Annotated in this window: 18 protein-coding genes; 8 read left to right on the top strand and 10 right to left on the bottom strand. The window is 58.4% G+C overall.

What is annotated here, in order from left to right; genetic code table 11:
- Window positions 1–294: 294 nt before the first annotated feature.
- The 6 genes from AC2FJ5_RS15540 to AC2FJ5_RS15515 all read right to left on the bottom strand — a co-directional run bounded on the left by AC2FJ5_RS15540 (window position 295) and on the right by AC2FJ5_RS15515 (window position 3,806).
- Window positions 295–957, bottom strand: a complete 663-nt coding sequence (locus AC2FJ5_RS15540; RefSeq protein ID WP_496793889.1) for a DUF2461 domain-containing protein — start codon at window positions 955–957, stop codon at window positions 295–297.
- A 16-nt stretch (window positions 958–973) separates the two neighbouring features.
- The gene (locus tag AC2FJ5_RS15535) at window positions 974–1,288 is read right to left on the bottom strand and encodes a TfoX/Sxy family protein (RefSeq protein ID WP_496793888.1); all 315 of its coding nucleotides are present in this window, start codon (window positions 1,286–1,288) and stop codon (window positions 974–976) included.
- A gap of 29 nt (window positions 1,289–1,317) precedes the next feature.
- Window positions 1,318–1,716, bottom strand: a complete 399-nt coding sequence (locus AC2FJ5_RS15530) for an MAPEG family protein (protein WP_142638448.1) — start codon at window positions 1,714–1,716, stop codon at window positions 1,318–1,320.
- Window positions 1,717–1,740: 24 nt separating this feature from the next.
- Window positions 1,741–2,127, bottom strand: coding sequence for a VOC family protein (locus AC2FJ5_RS15525; RefSeq protein WP_142638446.1), 387 nt, complete (start codon window positions 2,125–2,127; stop codon window positions 1,741–1,743).
- Between the two features lie 67 nt (window positions 2,128–2,194).
- On the bottom strand, window positions 2,195–3,430 hold the full coding sequence (locus tag AC2FJ5_RS15520) for an RNA polymerase sigma factor (protein ID WP_496793886.1): 1,236 nt from the start codon (window positions 3,428–3,430) through the stop codon (window positions 2,195–2,197).
- A 4-nt stretch (window positions 3,431–3,434) separates the two neighbouring features.
- Window positions 3,435–3,806 carry a YciI family protein gene (locus AC2FJ5_RS15515; RefSeq protein WP_142638441.1) on the bottom strand — a complete coding sequence of 124 codons (372 nt, stop codon included), beginning with the start codon at window positions 3,804–3,806 and terminating at the stop codon, window positions 3,435–3,437.
- 158 nt (window positions 3,807–3,964) lie between these two features.
- Here AC2FJ5_RS15515 and AC2FJ5_RS15510 point away from each other — a divergent pair, with 158 nt between their 5' ends.
- From AC2FJ5_RS15510 to AC2FJ5_RS15500, 3 genes are read left to right on the top strand one after another with little or no spacing between them, the layout of a single operon-like run.
- On the top strand, window positions 3,965–5,446 hold the full coding sequence (locus AC2FJ5_RS15510) for a DUF4153 domain-containing protein (protein ID WP_496793885.1): 1,482 nt from the start codon (window positions 3,965–3,967) through the stop codon (window positions 5,444–5,446).
- Window positions 5,443–6,120, top strand: a complete 678-nt coding sequence (locus AC2FJ5_RS15505) for a response regulator transcription factor (protein ID WP_271950973.1) — start codon at window positions 5,443–5,445, stop codon at window positions 6,118–6,120. Before AC2FJ5_RS15510 ends, AC2FJ5_RS15505 begins: the two co-directional genes overlap by 4 nt.
- Window positions 6,117–7,076: a sensor histidine kinase gene (locus AC2FJ5_RS15500; protein ID WP_496692667.1), complete on the top strand. Its 960-nt coding sequence runs from the start codon at window positions 6,117–6,119 to the stop codon at window positions 7,074–7,076. The genes AC2FJ5_RS15505 and AC2FJ5_RS15500 overlap by 4 nt, the downstream gene beginning before the upstream one ends.
- 16 nt (window positions 7,077–7,092) lie before the next feature.
- Here AC2FJ5_RS15500 and AC2FJ5_RS15495 read toward each other — a convergent pair whose 3' ends face one another.
- Genes AC2FJ5_RS15495 through AC2FJ5_RS15480 form a run of 4 tightly spaced genes read right to left on the bottom strand, consistent with a single transcriptional unit; the run spans window position 7,093 to window position 10,316 of the window.
- A complete protein-coding gene (locus AC2FJ5_RS15495; RefSeq protein WP_496787136.1) occupies window positions 7,093–7,383 on the bottom strand; it encodes a hypothetical protein in 291 nt (96 codons plus the stop codon).
- Window positions 7,373–8,425, bottom strand: coding sequence for a hypothetical protein (locus tag AC2FJ5_RS15490; protein ID WP_496793884.1), 1,053 nt, complete (start codon window positions 8,423–8,425; stop codon window positions 7,373–7,375). The genes AC2FJ5_RS15495 and AC2FJ5_RS15490 overlap by 11 nt, the downstream gene beginning before the upstream one ends.
- On the bottom strand, window positions 8,422–8,832 hold the full coding sequence (locus AC2FJ5_RS15485; RefSeq protein WP_282022209.1) for a DUF4383 domain-containing protein: 411 nt from the start codon (window positions 8,830–8,832) through the stop codon (window positions 8,422–8,424). Before AC2FJ5_RS15485 ends, AC2FJ5_RS15490 begins: the two co-directional genes overlap by 4 nt.
- On the bottom strand, window positions 8,829–10,316 hold the full coding sequence (locus AC2FJ5_RS15480) for an FAD-binding oxidoreductase (RefSeq protein ID WP_496793882.1): 1,488 nt from the start codon (window positions 10,314–10,316) through the stop codon (window positions 8,829–8,831). The genes AC2FJ5_RS15485 and AC2FJ5_RS15480 overlap by 4 nt, the downstream gene beginning before the upstream one ends.
- Before the next feature lie 567 nt (window positions 10,317–10,883).
- On the opposite strand from AC2FJ5_RS15480, the gene AC2FJ5_RS15475 reads away from it, so the two are divergent.
- The 5 genes from AC2FJ5_RS15475 (at window position 10,884) to AC2FJ5_RS15455 (ending at window position 17,869) form a co-directional block, all read left to right on the top strand.
- A complete protein-coding gene (locus AC2FJ5_RS15475; protein WP_496703794.1) occupies window positions 10,884–12,464 on the top strand; it encodes an ABC transporter substrate-binding protein in 1,581 nt (526 codons plus the stop codon).
- 104 nt (window positions 12,465–12,568) lie between these two features.
- On the top strand, window positions 12,569–14,134 hold the full coding sequence (locus tag AC2FJ5_RS15470) for an ABC transporter substrate-binding protein (protein ID WP_496703018.1): 1,566 nt from the start codon (window positions 12,569–12,571) through the stop codon (window positions 14,132–14,134).
- 96 nt (window positions 14,135–14,230) lie between these two features.
- Window positions 14,231–15,208: an ABC transporter permease gene (locus AC2FJ5_RS15465; RefSeq protein ID WP_142638424.1), complete on the top strand. Its 978-nt coding sequence runs from the start codon at window positions 14,231–14,233 to the stop codon at window positions 15,206–15,208.
- Complete coding sequence (locus tag AC2FJ5_RS15460) at window positions 15,205–16,155, top strand: ABC transporter permease (protein WP_271950952.1); 951 nt, start codon at window positions 15,205–15,207, stop codon at window positions 16,153–16,155. The genes AC2FJ5_RS15465 and AC2FJ5_RS15460 overlap by 4 nt, the downstream gene beginning before the upstream one ends.
- A 4-nt stretch (window positions 16,156–16,159) precedes the next feature.
- Window positions 16,160–17,869, top strand: a complete 1,710-nt coding sequence (locus tag AC2FJ5_RS15455) for an ABC transporter ATP-binding protein (RefSeq protein WP_271950949.1) — start codon at window positions 16,160–16,162, stop codon at window positions 17,867–17,869.
- Window positions 17,870–18,001 lie beyond the last annotated feature (132 nt).

Raw genomic sequence — 18,001 nt, 5'->3', positions numbered from 1 at the left:
TAACCTGAAGGCCAAAGGTTCAAACCCTACTCCAAAAAAGCAACTTTAGAACGAAAATTACAATTACTTACACGCCGTGCCCGAGCGGGCTTTTGCGTTGCGCCATCACAACTGGAAGCACCGTGGAAGCAAGCAGTACGAGAAAAACACTGTGACGGATCCGTAATAGATAATGCCAACCCGTAGGATACCGGCGGCAATGTTGGTGACGCACCCTCGCTGCCTGACCCGCTCAACGTGAGACCCTTGGCGTTGAAGAAGGCGAAGGGGTACCATGATCCTGTGTTAGGTCGGCTAGGTGCCAAGGGACTGCAAGGCCCGAAACACCGGGTGGAAGAGCTGAAATTGATTTAGACATTCTTCCCTAAGACCTGCCTGGGTTACGGTGGGTTGGGCGCTAAGATCCGTCCAAACGGTAAGCCCCTTGCGGCGTAGAAGGTCCAGATGGGGGTGATCACTCGCATAGCCTGACGGTCCGCGCTTCAACTCGGGCTCGCTGATCCTGACATTCCTGGCCGTAAGATCATTGATGATTGCCATGAGATCATCGCCCGCTGGTCCGGCTACGCCGGTCCGATACCTCTCTAGGGTTGCTTTTTCATATTGGAAGACGCCGCACCCAAGGGACAGGCAATCCGGGGACAGCCCGAAATGCCAAAGCGGGGGCTGATCTCCGCAATCGCCGGGTATGAAAGACATGCGCAGATGAGGACTATAGGGTGTCTTGTCGTTTGAGAACCGCACGTCTCGATGAATACGATAGATCTTGGCCGAATGGGGCATGTGCGTCATCTCGGCCAGCGCCTGTGACATCTGGGCCGCAAATTGTTCTGCGGGCTGTTTGATCGCGGCCTCATAGATCTGTTTGTTGGCGTGAAACCACTCGCGTCGGTTATTGGCTCGCAGATCAGAAAGAAACTGAAGGGCCTCGGGCGAAAAGCAGCGGAACTGATCCATCATCTTCTCCTTATATTCAACTTTTCGGCGGCAGGCTGGCGGCGTGCGCCAGGCACAGGCTCAGCCAGTCACCCAGCGCAGCCGGATCGCAGTTGGCCTCGTCTACAACGACAAACCCACCGAGTTTTCGCTTTCCGTGGACAATCGGGTTTGCAAACGGATTAGAAAGCGCCTCGGTCTCTTTGGCCTTGCCGACACGGAACATGAACCGTCCAAACCCGTCTTTGTCGCGGCGCGCGCCGCATAACATATTGCCGTTCAGAAAAAAGCAGGTGCCACCCATCATCCGCATTTCGGAAATTCCAATATGCGCCTCGAGGGCGAGGCGCATACGTTGATTCAGGTGTTCATCATTTGGCATCAGACTGATCCCGCCAACTGCCAAAGAATTGACAGGGACAAGACCAGCATCACCAATGTTGTCAGCGCGGCACCGATCACCCGACCTTTGCCGTCGGGGGTGGAACGCAGGCTGACATAATGCACGGCGCGGGCCACCAACAGCACAAGACCGCATCCGCCGACCAGCCAGTCTGAGGCACCGGCAATCTCCGCCCCCGCCAAAGCCAGCAGGGCAAGTGGAACATATTCAGTAAAGTTCCCATGTGCCCGAATCCGCCGCAGCAGTTCGTCGTCATCCCCGTGCAGCAGTAAAACTCCGGTCTGGGATCGTCTGATGCCTACAAGAATTCCCATCGGAATACTCATAAGCACAAAGATTGCTGTCACAAGCAGAGCGATTTGCGGTGTGTGTTCCATGGGAATTCTCCTGTCTGCCCAAGATTAAGACGCCATGCTTTCATAAGTAATCAACGCAAACCGTGCGCCCTGTGGGTCGTTCAGAGTGGCCATCCGGCCGACCCCGGGCATATCTATGGCGGGTTGCAAGACTGAGGCTCCCTGTGCAACTGCGGCTGCTAGGCTGTTATCGACATCAGCAACCGTAAAATAGATCGTCCAGTTTCCATCCGTCTCGGGCATGGGCGAGAACCCTCCGATTGGCGTTTCACCAACCACAGCGGCGGCATAGCTTGACCCGTCCTGCATCGGCATCTCGTTAATGTTCCAGCCCAGCACATTTTTGTAGAATTGCTTGGCCTTGGTCTGGTCTGGCCCGGAATGCCCGATCCAGCCCGAGTTTCCAACGGTGGTCATGTCCAGAATGCTCATCTTTATCTCCCTTTGATTGCCCGCTGCATGCGGGACTGAACAAAGGACGCGTGAGGATCGGCCTTTCCTACAACTGGTTCAAATCTTTTTCACAGGCGGCGATTTCTTTCAGTACCGCCACACGTTCCGGTCCCGTCGGGCCGAGGTTCAGAACACGGTTAAGGGACTGGATCGCGGCGGGAAGATCGCCGATCTCTCGCAACATTGCCGCGCGCAAGGCATGGAACCAGCGATAAGACGCCAGATCATTCGCCACGGCATCCAACGCAACAAGCGTGCAGCGTGGGCCATGAACCCTGGACCCGGCGGCGATCTGGTTCAGGCGGATAACCGGTGAGGGCTGGAGGCGATAGAGCGCGGCATAATGCGCCTCGATCAGAGACCAGTCGGTATCTTCTGTCGATTGGGCATGCGCATGAACGGCGGCGATTGCGGCCTGAATACCGTAAACACCCACTTGGTTCAGCCGTTCGGCCTTTTGCATCAGGGCTGTCGCTTCGGCGATGTTGGCCTTGTCCCAAAGGGCCCTGTCCTGATCTTCCAAGGCTACAAGATCACCTTGATCGTCTAGCCGTGCTTCACGACGGGCATGTTGCAGAAGCAACAGGGCCAGCAGTGAAATCCGCTCGGCCATCGTCGGGAACAAGGCAACCAGCAGCCGGGCCAGACGTATCGCCTCATCGCATAGTTTGAGCCGGATTTGCACCGGGCCACCCGAGGTTGACCAGCCTTCGTTGAACATCAGGTAGATCATCAAAGACACTTCGCCCAAACGCGCAGCCCGCTCCTGTGGCGTGGGTGTTTCAAAAGCGACAGAACTTCCTGCGATCCTTTTCTTGGCGCGGGTAATTCGCTGTTCCATTGCCTTTGTACTGACAAGGAAACCACGGGCGATTTCTTCCACACGCAACCCGGCAACAATTTTTAGGGCCAGCGCAATCTGGTCTTGCCGGCTTAGGTCCGGGTGACAACAGATGAACAGCAGGCGCAGAACATCGTCGCGCAGCTCGTCCGGATCTGGTGGGTCATCAGCCATGGAATGAAATTCTTCCCTGTGGCGGGTCAGGATTGCGCTGCGGCGCTGGGATTTGCGCAAACCATCCAGCCCGGCATTACGGGCGGTGGTCAAAAGCCAAGCTAGCGGATCGCGCGGCGCGCCTTGTTTGCGCCATACGGTCAAGGCCTTTAGACAGGCTTCGGCAAATGCATCTTCGGCAAGGTCGATGTCCCGGAAATATCGCGTCAGGGCCGCGATGGCCTGCGGGCGTTGCTGCAAGAACGTGGCCTCTAGCCAATCCGACACGCGGTCAATCCAAGGTCATCGACCCGCCTGCCCAGGCGGCGGGGCGGACCTCAAGCCGGGCGACAGGTGACGAGATCATTCGCGCATGTTCAAGCGCCTCATCCAGATCGTTGAACTCGGCCAGATACAAGCCCAGAAAACTTTCTTTCGTCTCAGCGAACGGGCCGTCGACGATCATAGGTTGCAGAGTCTCGGCAGCCGCGGGTTCGACTGTGACAGCCGTTGTCGGGGGCATCAGTTTGACGGACAGGAAATCCCCGCGTTGCCTGAGGGCATTCTGTAGCACCGTATGTCCTGCCATGACATCGTCCTGACGGTCCTGTGGCAACGCTTCGAACACACCCGCCTGACCATAGATCGAGATTGCATAGATCATTTTTACCTCCGCGATGTTGGTTTCATCCTGCTAGGACGCGCGAGCCTTTGCAAATCCGACACTCATTTCACCGATCTGCACAGTTTCTGCAGATCTTCTGCACCCGAGCTTCCCGACCTTTGGGTCAAACCAGTCCCTTAAAACACAAGAGGGAAGAAATGGCGCAGCAACTTATAATTTCTGGAGTTCCGAATTCTGTGGCGCTGGACGCTTGGTGGCTGTCGGAAGAGACAGTGATTTCAGGCACCAAGGGCCCGCCGGGTTCAACCCCGGCGTTTGCCACCGATGGTCGCGCGTGGCGCGTGATCGGGTTTATCTTGCTGGTCGCGCTGGCGGATTACCTGTTCTGGGGACATCAGGCGGGTGTGTCTCTGGCGGTCTTTACTGTGGCGGTCTTTTTGTGCGGCCTGCCCGCGGATCGGTCTGGCAAAGGGGTGCTTATGCCCGCAACGGTTTTGGTGCTGAGTGTTTTGCCGGTCGTGGATTTCGTTCAACCATTATCGGTCGCGTTTCTTTTGTCAGGGCTCGTCGTTGCGATTGTCTGGGTCAGGCACCCGAAAGGCCAGGTTCTGGAACTGCTTTTGCTGGCGCTGGGGTTTCTGACTGATCTTCCAAAGAACTGGCTTGGCCCGGTCCGCGCGATACCCGGCCTGAAAACCACGATTGTCAGCGATGCCGGAGGCGGCTGGACGCGGGTTCGGCAGTTCCTGCGCAACTGGGGTCTGCCGATTGGCGGGACGATGGTTTTTGTTACCTTGCTGGCCGAGGCGAACCCGGTATTCCAATCCCTTGTCACCCCGGATATCGCCTTTGGCCACCTGCTGCAGCGCGCCCTGTTCTGGGGAGGGATTGCGCTGATCATCTGGCCTTTTGTCGATAACCACCCGCTTCGCGGACTGAACCCGCGACCATTCGCAGGCCCTCAGACGATCCCCGGCCTCAACGGTGGTTCGGTCCTGCGGGCGCTCTGGGTGTTCAATGCACTGATTGGTGTTCAGACTGTGCTGGACCTGTCGATTCTGCTGGGCGGGGCCTCATTGCCCGAGGGGATGAGCTATGCAACCTACGCCCATCGCGGCGCATATCCGTTGCTGGTAACGGCGCTGCTAGCCAGTGCATTCGCCCTGGCAGCGCGGCCGTTTCTGGATGAAAATCGGGTGCTGAAACCGCTGATGGTGTTGTGGCTGGCACAAAATGTGGCTCTGTGCGGTGCGGCATTGATGCGTCTGGATTTATATGTCGGCACCTATGGCCTGACCTACCTGCGTATCTATGCGCAGATCTGGATGGGTCTTGTTGCGGCAGGTCTGGCGCTGGTTGGGTGGCAAATAGCGTTCAGGAAATCCAATAGTTGGTTGATCGCGCGAACCGGCATTCTGAGCGTTCTGGTCCTCTATTGCGCCAGTTTTGTGAATTTTGCCCATGTGATCGCGACCCGAAACCTGAAACTGTCCGAACCGGATTATGCCTATCTGTGTTCTTTGGGGCCCATGACCGGGATGCATATTAGCTACGGGTATCCGAATTCGCTGTGCTATTTTGAAGCTGACCCGATCAACAGCTGGCAGGAATGGGGCTTTCGAAAGTGGCGCCTGTCCCGCTATGGTGCCGATCTGAGCAGTATCGGTCCGGGTATATGAATATCTTAGTTGTCGATGATGATCCGCGGTTGCGTGAAGTTGTGCGTCTGGGGCTGGAACGCGCTGGCTACAGCGTTTCGACCGCCGCCAACGGTCAGGAAGCCGTAATCAGCACGTTTCGCGACGAACCGGACCTGATCGTTCTGGATGTTGGCCTGCCCGAACTGGATGGCTTTGCCGTATGTCAGAAAATTCGAACCCGTTCGGACGTCCCGATCCTGTTCCTGACCGCCCGCGATGATGAGGTCGACCGGATTCTGGGGCTGGAACTTGGGGCCGATGACTACGTGACCAAGCCTTTCAGCCCGCGCGAACTGGTGACGCGGGTCAAGGTGATCCTAAGGCGCACCAATCGCATTGTGGCGGCGCCGGGAAATCTGCGGCACGGCCCCTTGACCTTGGACCGGACCGCAAGACTCTGTGCTTGCCACGACACGGAAATTGCCCTGACCGGTACTGAGTTTCAGATCATGGTGATGTTGATGGAAACACCGGGTCGTCTTGTTCCCCGCACGGCCCTGATTGCCGAGATTTGGGGCGCGCGCAGCCAGGTCTCGGACAGGACCTTGGACAGCCACCTTCGGAACCTGCGGAACAAATTTGCGCAGGTTGGTTTATCGGACTCGGTGGAAACCGTACATGGTCAGGGTATCCGGATGAGGAGGCTGGGGTGACCCGGCGCTGGCGGCCTTCATTGGCATTTGTGCTGGGCGGTGCGCTGGTCGGGACATTGGGTCTGTCATTCGCGGGGCTGGTGGCCCTGCGTTATTTGGGTCCTGAATTCGGCTTTCGGAACTCTGCCCTGGTTCTGGGCGGAGTGATCTTTCTTGCAACATCGGGGCTGGGCTGGTTGCTGGTACGGTTGCTGCTGCGTCCAATCAAAGCCTTGCAGGCCTATGCCGGGGCGCAAGAGGCCGGAGCCCGCGCCGTGCCAATCCGGCATTTCGGCACCAAAGAGCTTCACCAGACCGCAACTCAGGTCGTCACCATGGCCGAGGCGCTGCGTGACCGTGAGGCGACCATCCGGTCTTATACCGATCACGTCACGCATGAGTTGAAATCGCCGGTAACCGCAATCCGCGCGGCGGTTGAGATGCTACAGGACACCCCGGATGGCAGCGATGACTCCAAAGCCCTAATCGCGCAGATCGACGGGGCGCGTCAGCAGATCGAAACCCAGCTTGCAGCACTTCGGGATGCCGCCCGCGCGCGCGAGGCCCGATATGTCGGGGCAAGCACCCTGCGCGATGCGTTGCCAGGGGCGCTTCCGATTGAGCTAAACCTGTCCGGGGCGGATGAGGTCGCATTCCCGATCTCGGCCGAGGGGTTGCGGATCGTTCTGGGCCATATTCTGCAAAATGCCAAAGATCACGGGGCCAGCGCGGTTGATCTGCGCGCCTCAGAGGCTGGAAACACGGTTATCCTGACCGTGTCCGACAATGGGGCGGGGATATCGCCCGGTAACGCCGACCGCGTGTTCGATCCGTTCTTTACAACCCGCCGGGAAAGCGGCGGCACCGGGATGGGGCTGGCTATTGTCCGCAACATCCTGTCGGCCCATCGCGGAGACATCGCAAACCACCCCGTCCCACAGGGCGCGCGGTTTGATCTGAGTTTTCATAGGCTCTGACCTGCGCAGATAGGCGTTACTGCGCCGGAAGCGGAAGGCATCCGGGCAGCCCCGCTGGTAGGACCAGCCGTGCCCCTTGACGGTAAAGCGATTGGGCAAACCCGCTGCTCTCTGATGTGACCGTCACGCTGATCCCGGATGACCCGATGACCGCCGCGTCATCGGGCAGGTTCTGCATCAGACTTTGCGAGGGAAAGACCACGACATAGGCCGGGGCCTCATCCGTTATGAACGCGACGACCACCAGAACCGACAGCCATCCAAGCACCATAAGGGGGATGGCTGTCAGGAGTGATCTAATAGTCATGGATATGCTCAAGCGTCAGGCTGTCCCCCTGGATCTGGCGCAGACGCTGAGAGAGGTCCGGAACCTTGACCAGTATCAGATGACGATAGTCCCCGAACCCTTGTCGTTGGGCACTAAAGATCGCATCCGGCGCGGTTGGTTGATCCGACAGGGCGGTGAACAGAATGTCGTCATTGCCGGCGATCTCGACAATCTCGACCCCAGCGCCGGCCATATCGGCCAAAAGGTTGGTCAAGGTCCGGTAGCGCGGTGTTTCGACCTCAGTCCCGTTCGGACCTTCCGCGATAACATTCACACCGGGATAGGCCGACAGGCTGTCCGCGCTGACTCCGGTGACGATCATCCGCAGCGTCAGTTCATCCGCGCCGACCTGCGCGACCGCCTGTTCGATCACGCCCGCATAGGCCTGTTTGGCACCGTATTCCAGACCCAGCGCAATCTCTCTTTCCTTGTCGCGCAGGGTGCCGCTGTTTTGGTCGCTTAGGCTCTGGGCGTCGTCGGCGAAGGGCCATTTATACCAGGGAACCTGTTGCAGGAACGCGGCATATGCGGCGGCCTGCTGTGCCGACAAATCATCCAGAGGTGCCCGCTGTGGGCCCCGCAAGGCAGAGGCCAGCCGACCGAGGGTTTCCTCATAGGCAGCCTTCAGCGCCAGCTCGGCGGAAAAGCTGGCACCGATCACATAGACCATCTGTTTGGTGGCCCCATCAACCTCTCCCAAGGCCGAGGCGTTCCGGTTCAGATCGCAGAGCGACCCCCAAAACCCGGTGATACTGCTCCAGAACCCGTAATCATGGGGGTCCTGAGTGCGCAGAACCTCGGCGTAATCCTCGTAGGCGTGGACAATGTGCCATTCGGGATAGGTCATCAGCGTGCGGGTTTCGGCCCGGTGATGTGCCGGGTCGATCAGCGAGGCATAGGCCAGCGGCTGATCCGCGCCACGACAGCTTGTTTCCACATAAAGGATCGGAGCAGCCAGCGCGATCCCGACAAGGATCAACACCAGAATCAGCCGTTTGGTCCACCGCAGCAGGAACCTCATGCGGTGTGTCTCCGGTCCCGCAGCCCGGCCCAGGCGGCAACGCCGCCAAGCGCCAGATGCGGCAGGTTGGCAAACAGGCGGGGCAGGGACAATTCCGGCCCGGCCGATGGGTTTGTAAAGATACCCAGATCAAGATAGCCATAACCGGTGAAAAACCCGAACACTCCGTCCCCCAGATAAGCCAGCCCGAACAGGATCAGAAAGCTGCGAGCCGCGCGGTGTGACAACAGCCCGGCAATCAGCGCCCAAAGGGCCGAGGCCACGTGCAGCGCATCGTCATAGATATCCAGTGCGAAAATGCCGAAGGCCAGACCATCCTGATCCGTCAGACCAGGAACATAGTTCAGCGATGCCGCAATCATCAGCGCGACAAAGTAAACCAGACAGAGTTTTTGAAGGTTGCTCATAGACGCCCCAGATAGCTGTCCCAAAGGTTGTTCCGCAGAACCAGTTGCGGATCAAGCTCTCGTTTTGCCTGCGCAAACCCTTCCGCATTGGGGTAGGCTGCAGTCAGTTGATCCAGTGTCGCATGTGGCCTGTACGGCAGGTAATAGGTTCCGCCAATCGCCACGATCCCGTCGATCAGCGCCCGGGTCATCCGCGCCATGTCGGCTTCGCCGCGTTCGGTTAGCTCCTGGCTGAACGACATGACAGCGGCGATCCGCGGTTCGCTTGCATAGGACAGAACGGCCTGATCGTCCTGTGCGACATAGCGCAGCGTTACGTTCAGAAACTCTTGATACGAGGCCGGAATTACCGCGCGACACACTGATAAGAAATCGTCGAATGCATCGAACCCCACGAAATACTCGTGCAGGATGTCGGTCCGGTCCGGATCGCGGTCGTCCAGAGTCACAACCGGTTCGTTGATCAAAGTGTTCCGCGTCGCCTCACCCGAACTCAGCGCTGGGCCCAGCCGTGTTTCATTCCACCAACGGAAGGATTTGAAGGGCTCGCTGCCCAGTTGAGCCCGGTACAGACGGCTGGCCGCATGCGACATCCACCCCGACCCGGACGCTGGTGGCAGGTCCGACTGGTCCGAGCCTTCGCGATATGTCACCAATAGCGCTTTCTCGAAAAACGCATCGCGTTCAACATTCAGGCGGCCATAGGCCATTGTGACCGCCGGGTCGTCAATCGCCGCACGAAAGGCCGAGGCAAACGCTCCTGCTTCCAGAATGTCGAAACCCGGCGTCAGGCGTGAATTTGGAACCATCTCGACCTCAAGGTCCACGATCACGCCGATCAACCCGTACCCGCCCATCGCCAGATTGAACAGCTCGGCGTTCTCGGTGGGCGAACAGGTCAACAACTCACCCGAGGGCAAGATCATGCGCAACGACCGGACCGTCGCCCCCATCGGCCCAAAGGGAACCGGCCAGCCATGTGCATTGACCGAATAAGTGGCGGCGACACCGAAATCATTATTTGACTGCATGACTTTGGGGGACCAGCCTGCGGGATCAAGCGCTGAGATGACCTGTGACCAGCGGGCTCCGGCATGGGTCAGATAGGTCCCGGCAGAACCGTCGATCTGAACCGATCCATTGTCAAAGGTAATCGCTGTGCCGTTGCGGGGAATGGCTTGCCCACCCATGGAATGCCGCGCGGCCCCAATGTTGACCGGGCGTCCTTCTGATCTGGCCTCCGAAAGCTCTTGCCGGATGGCGGCGATCAGCGTGTCTCCGGGGTCATCGCTGAGCACCAGATGTTTGTGGATCGGTGTCGGTGACAGTCCGCTGGCGTCATTCATCACTTTGTCGCCGGTTTCCGCAAATGTCCTTCTTGTGCCTTCATAGACAGGTAGGTCCGGTCCCAGCCACCGTGACGCAACCCATCCTGCCAACCCTCCGCCGGCAAACAAGGCCGCCCTTCTGGTAAATGTTTTCATCTTTCGATTTCTCCCGAAGTTAACTGGGACATCTGATCAAGAATGATTTTAAGCGCAGTTTGAAATTTCTGCGGGCCTCAATCCGGGGTATGTGCCTGACCCCTGCCAAGGTGTCCATTTGGGCATCGGGTCAAAGAATGTGCAAGTCCATGGCCTGCTGTACCGGCGCAAAGGTGTCCTAGTTGCCCCAGATCAGGCCGACGGGTACCTGCAGCATGGCGATCCGCCGTGGTCAGCAGATTCGGGCAAGGTCCAAGGACCAGTTTTTTGACCGCAAGTGGCTCGAAACTTGGCTTCATTCTCGGAATGTTCAACCGGAAGGCATGTTTTGCAAACTGCGGAAATCCGTACTTGTAAGACGGTCAGCGGTCACAGCTTGGCGTAAGCTTTCCGCCACGTAAGTTCATGCGCGCACGGCAGATTTGCGTCGGGGCATCCGCCAAACTGCCGTTTTTATGCTCAATCAGGTGTTGCAACTGTAACGATGATCTGGATGATCAGGACCACCAAGGCCGTAAAAATGGTCTGTCGTCCAAAGGGCGATGTTAACAAAAAGGGGAGTTACAAATGATTCTAAGAAACCTGATGATCGCTGCAAGTGCGACGGCGCTGATGGCGGCGGGCGCTTCGGCGGAAACGCTGCGCTGGGCGCGGGCCGGTGATGCGCTGACGCTGGATCCGCATTCGCAGAATGAGGGTCCGACGCACACCGTGCGACACCAGATTTACGAGCCTCTGATCATCCGCGACGTGACCGGTGCATTCGAGCCCGCGCTGGCGACCGAGTGGGGCCCCAAGGCCGATGACCCGAATGTTTGGGTCTTCAAGCTGCGCGAAGGCGTGAAATTCCATGACGGTGCGGACTTCAACGCCGAAGATGTGGTGTTCAGCTTTACCCGTGCCAAGCAACCTAATTCCGACATGAAAGAGCTGATCGGCTCGATCGTCGAAGTGCGTGCAGTTGACGATTTCACCGTCGAGATTGTCACAGATGGTCCGAACCCGATCCTGCCGTCGAACCTGACAAACCTGTTCATTCTGGACAAGGGCTGGGCCGAGTCGAATGACACCGTCAATGTTCAGGATTTCGAAGGTGGCGAAATCACCTATGCCACCACCAATGCCAACGGAACGGGTCCCTATGTTCTTCAAAGCCGCGAGCCTGACATCAAGACGGTGATGGTGCGCAACGACAACTATTGGGGCATCGACCAGTTCCCGATGGAAGTGACCGAGATCATCTATACCCCGATCCAGAACGCTGCGACTCGCGTTGCGGCGATGCTGTCGGGTGAGGTGAACTTCCTCCAGGATATGCCGGTGCAGGACATTGAACGCGTCAATAGTGTCGACGGTCTGATGGTCAAGCAAGCCCCGCAGAACCGGGTGATCTTCTTTGGTATGAACCAGGGTGCCGACGACATCGAGGCGGATAACGTGGACGGCAAGAACCCTCTGGCCGATGTGCGGGTGCGTCAAGCGATGTCGATGGCGATTAACCGTGATGCGATCAAGCAGGTCGTGATGCGCGGCCAGTCGCAGCCTGCAGGCATGATCGCACCTCCCTTCGTGAATGGCTGGACCGCTGACATGGACGGCGAATCCTCCACCGATCTGGCCAAGGCCAAGGAACTGATGGCAGAGGCAGGTTATGGCGATGGCTTCTCGCTTCGGCTGGACTGCCCGAATGATCGGTACATCAACGATGAAGCTATCTGTCAGGCGGCTGTTGGGATGCTGGGCCAGATCGGCGTGACCGTGAATCTGGACGCCAAGCCAAAGGCACAGCATTTCCCGCTGATCACCGATGGCAAGACAGATTTCTACATGCTGGGTTGGGGTGTGCCGACATATGACTCGGAATACATCTTCAACTTCCTTGTTCATGGACGCGAAGATGACATCGGCACGTGGAACGGCACCGGTTATCAGGACGATGCGCTGGACGGGAAGATCAAGTCGCTTGCCTCGAATACCGATCTTGACGCTCGGAATGCCGACATCGCCGACATCTGGCGGGTTGTGCAGGACGAAGCGCTTTACATCCCCATTCATCACCAGGTTCTGAACTGGGGCATGGCCGACGGTGTGGGCATCGAAGTGGATGCCGAAGATCAACCCAAGGTCAAATACTTCACTCTGAACTAAGCCATTCAGATCAGTGATTTGGCAGGGCGCGGTATCGCGCCCTGCCTTTTGCGCTATTGTTAAGCGCAACACCGCATTGCGGGGCAACAAAGGGAGATTTCGCCATGACCCTCAGGAACAGCGCCATTGCATTGGCCTTGCTGGCCACCACCAGCGTTCAGGCCGCCGAATTCAAATGGGCCTCGACCACTGACCCGCAGACGATGGACCCGCACGCGGTCAACTCGGCCCCGGTTCTGGGGTTTCTGAACAATGTCTATGAGGGCCTCGTGCGTCGCGACAAGGACATGAGCGTTCAACCCGCGCTGGCCGTCAGCTGGGAGACGATTGGCGACGGTGAAGGTTGGCGCTTTAACCTGCGTGAGGGTGTGACCTTCCATGACGGCAGCAGCTTTGATGCGCAGGACGTTCTATTCAGCTATCAGCGCGCCTCGGGCGAGGCGTCAGACACCCGCAGCTGGTTCGCGCCCATCAGCGAGGTGATCGTGGTCGACGACTATACGGTCGATTTCATGACGACTGCGCCGAACCCGTTATTCCCATCCTCAATCGCCAACTGGATGATCATGGATCAGGGCTGGGCCGAGGCCAATGACGCAGCGGTGCCCGACAAAGAGGTCGGGAATTACGCCACCCTGAACGCCAACGGCACAGGCGCCTTCAAACTTGCGGCACGAGAGCCCGGCCTGCGCACGGTTCTTGAGCCCTTTGACGGCTGGTGGGATCAGGCCGACCACAACATCACAAGTGCTGAGTTCACTCCGATCCAAAACCCGGCGACAGCGGTTGCAGCCTTGTTGTCAGGCGATGTGGACATGATCAACCCGGTGCCGATTCAGGACGTGGCGCGCCTGAAGGAAAACGGGGATGTCGACGTCATTCAGGGGATCGAGGCACGGGTCATCATGTTGGGGTTCGATCATCAGGCCGAGGTGCTTAAATACACCGACGATGCGGGCAAACCGAACCCGTTCCGTGACCCGCGCGTCCGCAAGGCAGTGGCACAGGCGGTCAATGTGGATGCCATTCTTGCGACTATCATGCGGGGGAATGCCGAAGCGGCCTCGCAACTGGTCAGCCCGGCGATGAGTGGTTATTCCGAGGCGAATGCAGACCGTCCCGCCTTTGATGTCGATGCCGCCAGGGCCCTGCTGACCGAGGCCGGATATGCAGATGGGTTTTCGTTCGGGCTGAAATGCCCCAATGACCGCTATCTGAATGATGAGGCCGTTTGCCAGGCGGTTGTCAGCATGCTGGCCCAGATCGGGATCACTGCGGAACTGGATGCCATGCCGGTCCGTAACTACTGGCCGGAACTCCGGGAAGGCAAATACGATATGTACCTGCTGGGCTGGAGCCCCGGTACATTTGATGCCGAACACCCCGTGCGCTTCCTTGTGGCCACTCCAAACGAAGAGAAAAAGCTGGGCAGCTGGAATTTCGGCGGATTTTCGAACGCGCGGGTGGATGAGCTGCTGCCGATGATCCAGTCCGAGTTGGATGCGGGCAAACGGCAGGCGATGCTGGATGAGGTCACGCAGATCATTCAGGACGAACAGGTCTATGTGCCGATGTATGTGCAACCTCTGGTCTGGGGCACACGCAGCAATGTCGAACTGACGCAGCGCCCGGACAACTTCTTTCTGCTGCGCTGGGTAACGGTGAACTGAAACCGGGGCGGGGCCAGAAAACGCTAGCTTGCGTTAGCGGTATCTTGACCACCCCGCCCGGGCCTGCATAGACAGTCCGATCAACGAGGAAAACGAATGTTCGCTTATATTGTCCAAAGGATGTTCCAATCCGTGATCGTGCTGCTGATCGTGGGTCTGGTTGCCTTTTCGATGTTCCGCTTTGTCGGTGATCCGATCGACAACATGCTGGGGCAGGAACGTACGCAGGCCGATATCGACCGGCTGCGGTCCGATCTTGGTCTGGATCAGCCGTTTCCGGTGCAATATTTCAAGTTCCTGCAAGGCGCGGTGCAGGGCAATTTTGGCGTGTCCTACCGGCAAGGCCGACCGGTTTCGACCATCATAGCCGAACGCGCCCCCGCGACATTGGAGCTGGCCTTTGTGTCGGGCTTTCTGGCCATCACCCTTGGCATCGCGCTGGGCGTTTTCACAGCGATCCGACGACAGGGGGTGGCGGCGAATATCATCATGACCGTGTCGCTGATTGGGGTTTCCTTGCCGACCTTCCTGATCGGGATATTGCTGATCTATATATTCTCGGTCGAGTTGGATCTTTTACCCAGCTTTGGGAGGGGCGAGACCGTTATGATTGGCGGCTGGTCCACGGGGTTCCTGACGACCTCGGGGCTCAAGGCGCTGATCCTGCCGGCGATCACGCTGGGCCTGTATCAGATGACGCTGATCATGCGGCTGGTGCGGTCGGAAATGCTTGAGGTCCTGCGTGCCGACTATGTCCGTTTTGCACGTGCGCGTGGGCTGTCGGACCGGGTGATCAATTTTCGCCACGCGCTGAAAAATACGCTGGTGCCGGTGATCACCATCACCGGGTTGCAGCTGGGCTCGATCATCGCCTTTGCCATCATCACCGAGACGGTGTTTCAGTGGCCCGGTGTGGGCCTGCTGTTCATAAATGCGATCCAGTTTGTCGATATCCCTGTTATGGCCGCCTATCTGATGCTGATCTCGGTCATGTTCGTGTCGATCAATCTGATCGTCGATCTTTTGTACTATGCCATTGACCCGCGCCTGCGTGTCGACGCGAGGGCCACATGACCGATACTTCTGAAACCTCGAGACAAGTGCCCAAATCACGGCTGGCCCAATTCTGGGACAGCGATTTCGCATGGTCCTTCCGGCATTCACCCGTGGCGATGGTTGCCTCATTTGTTGTGGTCCTGCTGGTGCTGGCGGCAATACTGGCCCCGCTGATTGCGCCACATAACCCGTTTGATCCGGCAACGCTGAACCTGATGAACGGATTTACACCGCCGGGCACGCCGAATGCCTTTACGCAGGACACGTTCCTGCTGGGCACCGACGATCAGGGGCGCGATGTGTTCTCGACCATCCTCTATGGGATGCGCATATCCCTGTTTGTCGGCGCTGCGGCGGTGCTGCTGGCGCTGATCATCGGAGTTGTTCTGGGGCTGGTCGCGGCCTATTTCGGCGGCTGGGTCGAGACGCTGATCATGCGGGTCGCAGATGTGCAGCTGACCTTTCCGGCCATTCTGGTCGCTATGCTGATCTTTGGCATCGCCAAAGGCGTGACCCCACCCGAATATCGTGACGAGATGGCGATCTATGTACTGATCATCGCCATTGCCCTGTCCGACTGGGTGCAGTTTGCCCGGGTCGTCCGCGGTGCTGCGTTGGTGGAAAAGAACAAGGAATATGTGCAGGCCGCCCGCCTGATCGGGCGCGGTTCTTTCCCGATTATGTTCCGCCACATCCTGCCCAATGTACTCAGCCCGGTTCTGGTCATCGCCACGATCTCACTGGCGCTGGCGATCATTGCCGAAGCCACGCTGAGCTTCCTCGGCGTAGGGGCACCACCAACCCAGCCGTCATTGGGCACGCTGATCCGCATCGGGCAGGGCTTCCTGTTCTCGGGTGAGTGGTGGATCTTGTTCTTCCCGGCCTGCACCCTGTTGGCGCTGGCCCTGTCTGTGAACCTGCTGGGCGACTGGCTGCGCGATGCGCTGAACCCCAAGCTGCGGTGATTTCATGAGCCTTCTGACGATCAATGACCTGACGGTCGAATTCCCCACCCGCCGCAAATTGTTCACAGCCGTGGACCATGTGGACCTGTCGGTTGAACCCGGAGAAATCCACGGCTTGGTTGGCGAATCCGGGGCCGGTAAATCCACCATTGGCGCGGCCATCATGGGATTGTTGGATCGCCCCGGCCGTATTGCCAGCGGCACGATCCAGCTGAGCGGTGACCAGATCAGTGGCCTGGATGCCGAGGCGATGCGGGGGTTGCGCGGCAAAAAGATCTCGATGATCTTTCAGGACCCGCTGACCTCGCTGAACCCGCTGTTCACCGTGCGCGAACAACTGACCGAGACCATTCAGGCCCATCTGGGCGGCACGGATGCCGAGGCGAACCAACGCGCGCGCGATCTGATTGACCGGGTTGGCATTCCTGATCCGGACACGCGGCTGGACCAGTATCCGCACCAGTTCTCGGGCGGGATGCGGCAGCGTGTGGTCATCGCGCTTGCCTTGTGTACCGAACCGGATGTGATCATCGCGGATGAGCCGACCACGGCGCTGGACGTCTCGGTTCAGGCGCAGATTCTGGACCTGATCAAAGAACTGGCGCGGGAACGTCAGGTGGGCGTCATCCTGATCACCCACGACATGGGTGTGATCGCGGACACGACGGACAAGGTGACGGTGATGTATGCGGGCAAGGTTGTCGAAACCGGCCCGACCGCGCAGGTGATGGGGCAGCCCACCCATGAATACACCAAATCGCTGATCGCTGCCGTGCCGCGCCCGACCCTGAAACTGCATCGCTTTCCCCAGATCAGCTATGGTGGACGCGAGACACGCTTTGCCATCGAAGACATGGCCCGCCACTGGCCCAAGGTGGATAATGACACCAGCAAACCGGTGTTCGAAATCCGCAACCTGACCAAGAAGTTCCTGCAACGCAAAGGCCTGTTGCCCTGGGACCGCACCTATTTCACCGCCGTTGACGAGGTAAGTTTCGACATCCGCGCAGGCGAGGTGTTTGGCGTTGTGGGTGAATCCGGCTCGGGCAAGTCGACTGTCGCACGGATGATTGCAGGGTTGTACCCTGTGGATGGCGGCACGATTACATTCGACGGGCAGGTGGTGAGCGATCTGACCAATCGGACCGCGCTGGATGCCTATCGCAAGAACATCCAGATGATCTTTCAGGACCCGTATTCCTCGCTCAATCCCCGTATGCGGGTGGATGAGATCGTGGCCGAGCCGATCCGCCATCACAGGTTGATGGAAGGTGCAGATATCAAACGCCGCGTCGATGAGTTGTTGGATCAGGTGGGACTCGGCCATGAGGCCGGGCAGAAATACCCGCATGAATTCTCGGGCGGACAGCGGCAACGTATCTCGATTGCACGTGCGCTGGCCACGCAACCGCGATTCCTGATTTGTGACGAGCCAACCAGCGCGCTGGACGTGTCCATTCAGGCGCAGATTCTGAACATCTTGAAGGACCTGCAGGAACATCTGGGCCTGACCCTGCTGTTCATCAGTCATGACCTGCCGGTGGTACGTCAGATGTGCGACCGAGTGGCAGTGATGAAACAGGGCCAAATTGTCGAGTTGCAGGAAACCAATAACTTATTCGCCAACCCCCAGACGGATTATGCCCGCGAATTGTTGCGCCTGATGCCCAGGCTTGATGACCTGTCGACCGAGGGGTTGGACGCCGAATCCTGAGGCAGTGACGATTCCAGTATTGGCGGTATGACGGAAGGTCCGTCAATATGGCGATAGTTTTGACGTTTTCGTCAAGATTGCCTCTGCAGATTGAACAACTGTGCCTTCATACTTTCTGAAACGAAAGAGGAG

It is taken from the genome of Ruegeria sp. CDSA221, from assembly GCF_059611825.1.
This window is presented reverse-complemented; position numbering and strand designations above follow the sequence as displayed.

What these genes read in the sequence shown, in the direction of transcription:
- AC2FJ5_RS15480 (WP_496793882.1), bottom strand. Translation starts at nt 10,316, where the DNA reads ATGAAAACATTTACCAGAAGGGCGGCCTTGTTTGCCGGCGGAGGGTTG.
- AC2FJ5_RS15505 (WP_271950973.1), top strand. Translation starts at nt 5,443, where the DNA reads ATGAATATCTTAGTTGTCGATGATGATCCGCGGTTGCGTGAAGTTGTG.
- AC2FJ5_RS15455 (WP_271950949.1), top strand. Translation starts at nt 16,160, where the DNA reads ATGAGCCTTCTGACGATCAATGACCTGACGGTCGAATTCCCCACCCGC.
- AC2FJ5_RS15465 (WP_142638424.1), top strand. Translation starts at nt 14,231, where the DNA reads ATGTTCGCTTATATTGTCCAAAGGATGTTCCAATCCGTGATCGTGCTG.
- AC2FJ5_RS15485 (WP_282022209.1), bottom strand. Translation starts at nt 8,832, where the DNA reads ATGAGCAACCTTCAAAAACTCTGTCTGGTTTACTTTGTCGCGCTGATG.
- AC2FJ5_RS15470 (WP_496703018.1), top strand. Translation starts at nt 12,569, where the DNA reads ATGACCCTCAGGAACAGCGCCATTGCATTGGCCTTGCTGGCCACCACC.
- AC2FJ5_RS15495 (WP_496787136.1), bottom strand. Translation starts at nt 7,383, where the DNA reads ATGACTATTAGATCACTCCTGACAGCCATCCCCCTTATGGTGCTTGGA.
- AC2FJ5_RS15535 (WP_496793888.1), bottom strand. Translation starts at nt 1,288, where the DNA reads ATGCGCCTCGCCCTCGAGGCGCATATTGGAATTTCCGAAATGCGGATG.
- AC2FJ5_RS15540 (WP_496793889.1), bottom strand. Translation starts at nt 957, where the DNA reads ATGGATCAGTTCCGCTGCTTTTCGCCCGAGGCCCTTCAGTTTCTTTCT.
- AC2FJ5_RS15490 (WP_496793884.1), bottom strand. Translation starts at nt 8,425, where the DNA reads ATGAGGTTCCTGCTGCGGTGGACCAAACGGCTGATTCTGGTGTTGATC.
- AC2FJ5_RS15525 (WP_142638446.1), bottom strand. Translation starts at nt 2,127, where the DNA reads ATGAGCATTCTGGACATGACCACCGTTGGAAACTCGGGCTGGATCGGG.
- AC2FJ5_RS15515 (WP_142638441.1), bottom strand. Translation starts at nt 3,806, where the DNA reads ATGATCTATGCAATCTCGATCTATGGTCAGGCGGGTGTGTTCGAAGCG.
- AC2FJ5_RS15460 (WP_271950952.1), top strand. Translation starts at nt 15,205, where the DNA reads ATGACCGATACTTCTGAAACCTCGAGACAAGTGCCCAAATCACGGCTG.
- AC2FJ5_RS15510 (WP_496793885.1), top strand. Translation starts at nt 3,965, where the DNA reads ATGGCGCAGCAACTTATAATTTCTGGAGTTCCGAATTCTGTGGCGCTG.
- AC2FJ5_RS15530 (WP_142638448.1), bottom strand. Translation starts at nt 1,716, where the DNA reads ATGGAACACACACCGCAAATCGCTCTGCTTGTGACAGCAATCTTTGTG.
- AC2FJ5_RS15475 (WP_496703794.1), top strand. Translation starts at nt 10,884, where the DNA reads ATGATTCTAAGAAACCTGATGATCGCTGCAAGTGCGACGGCGCTGATG.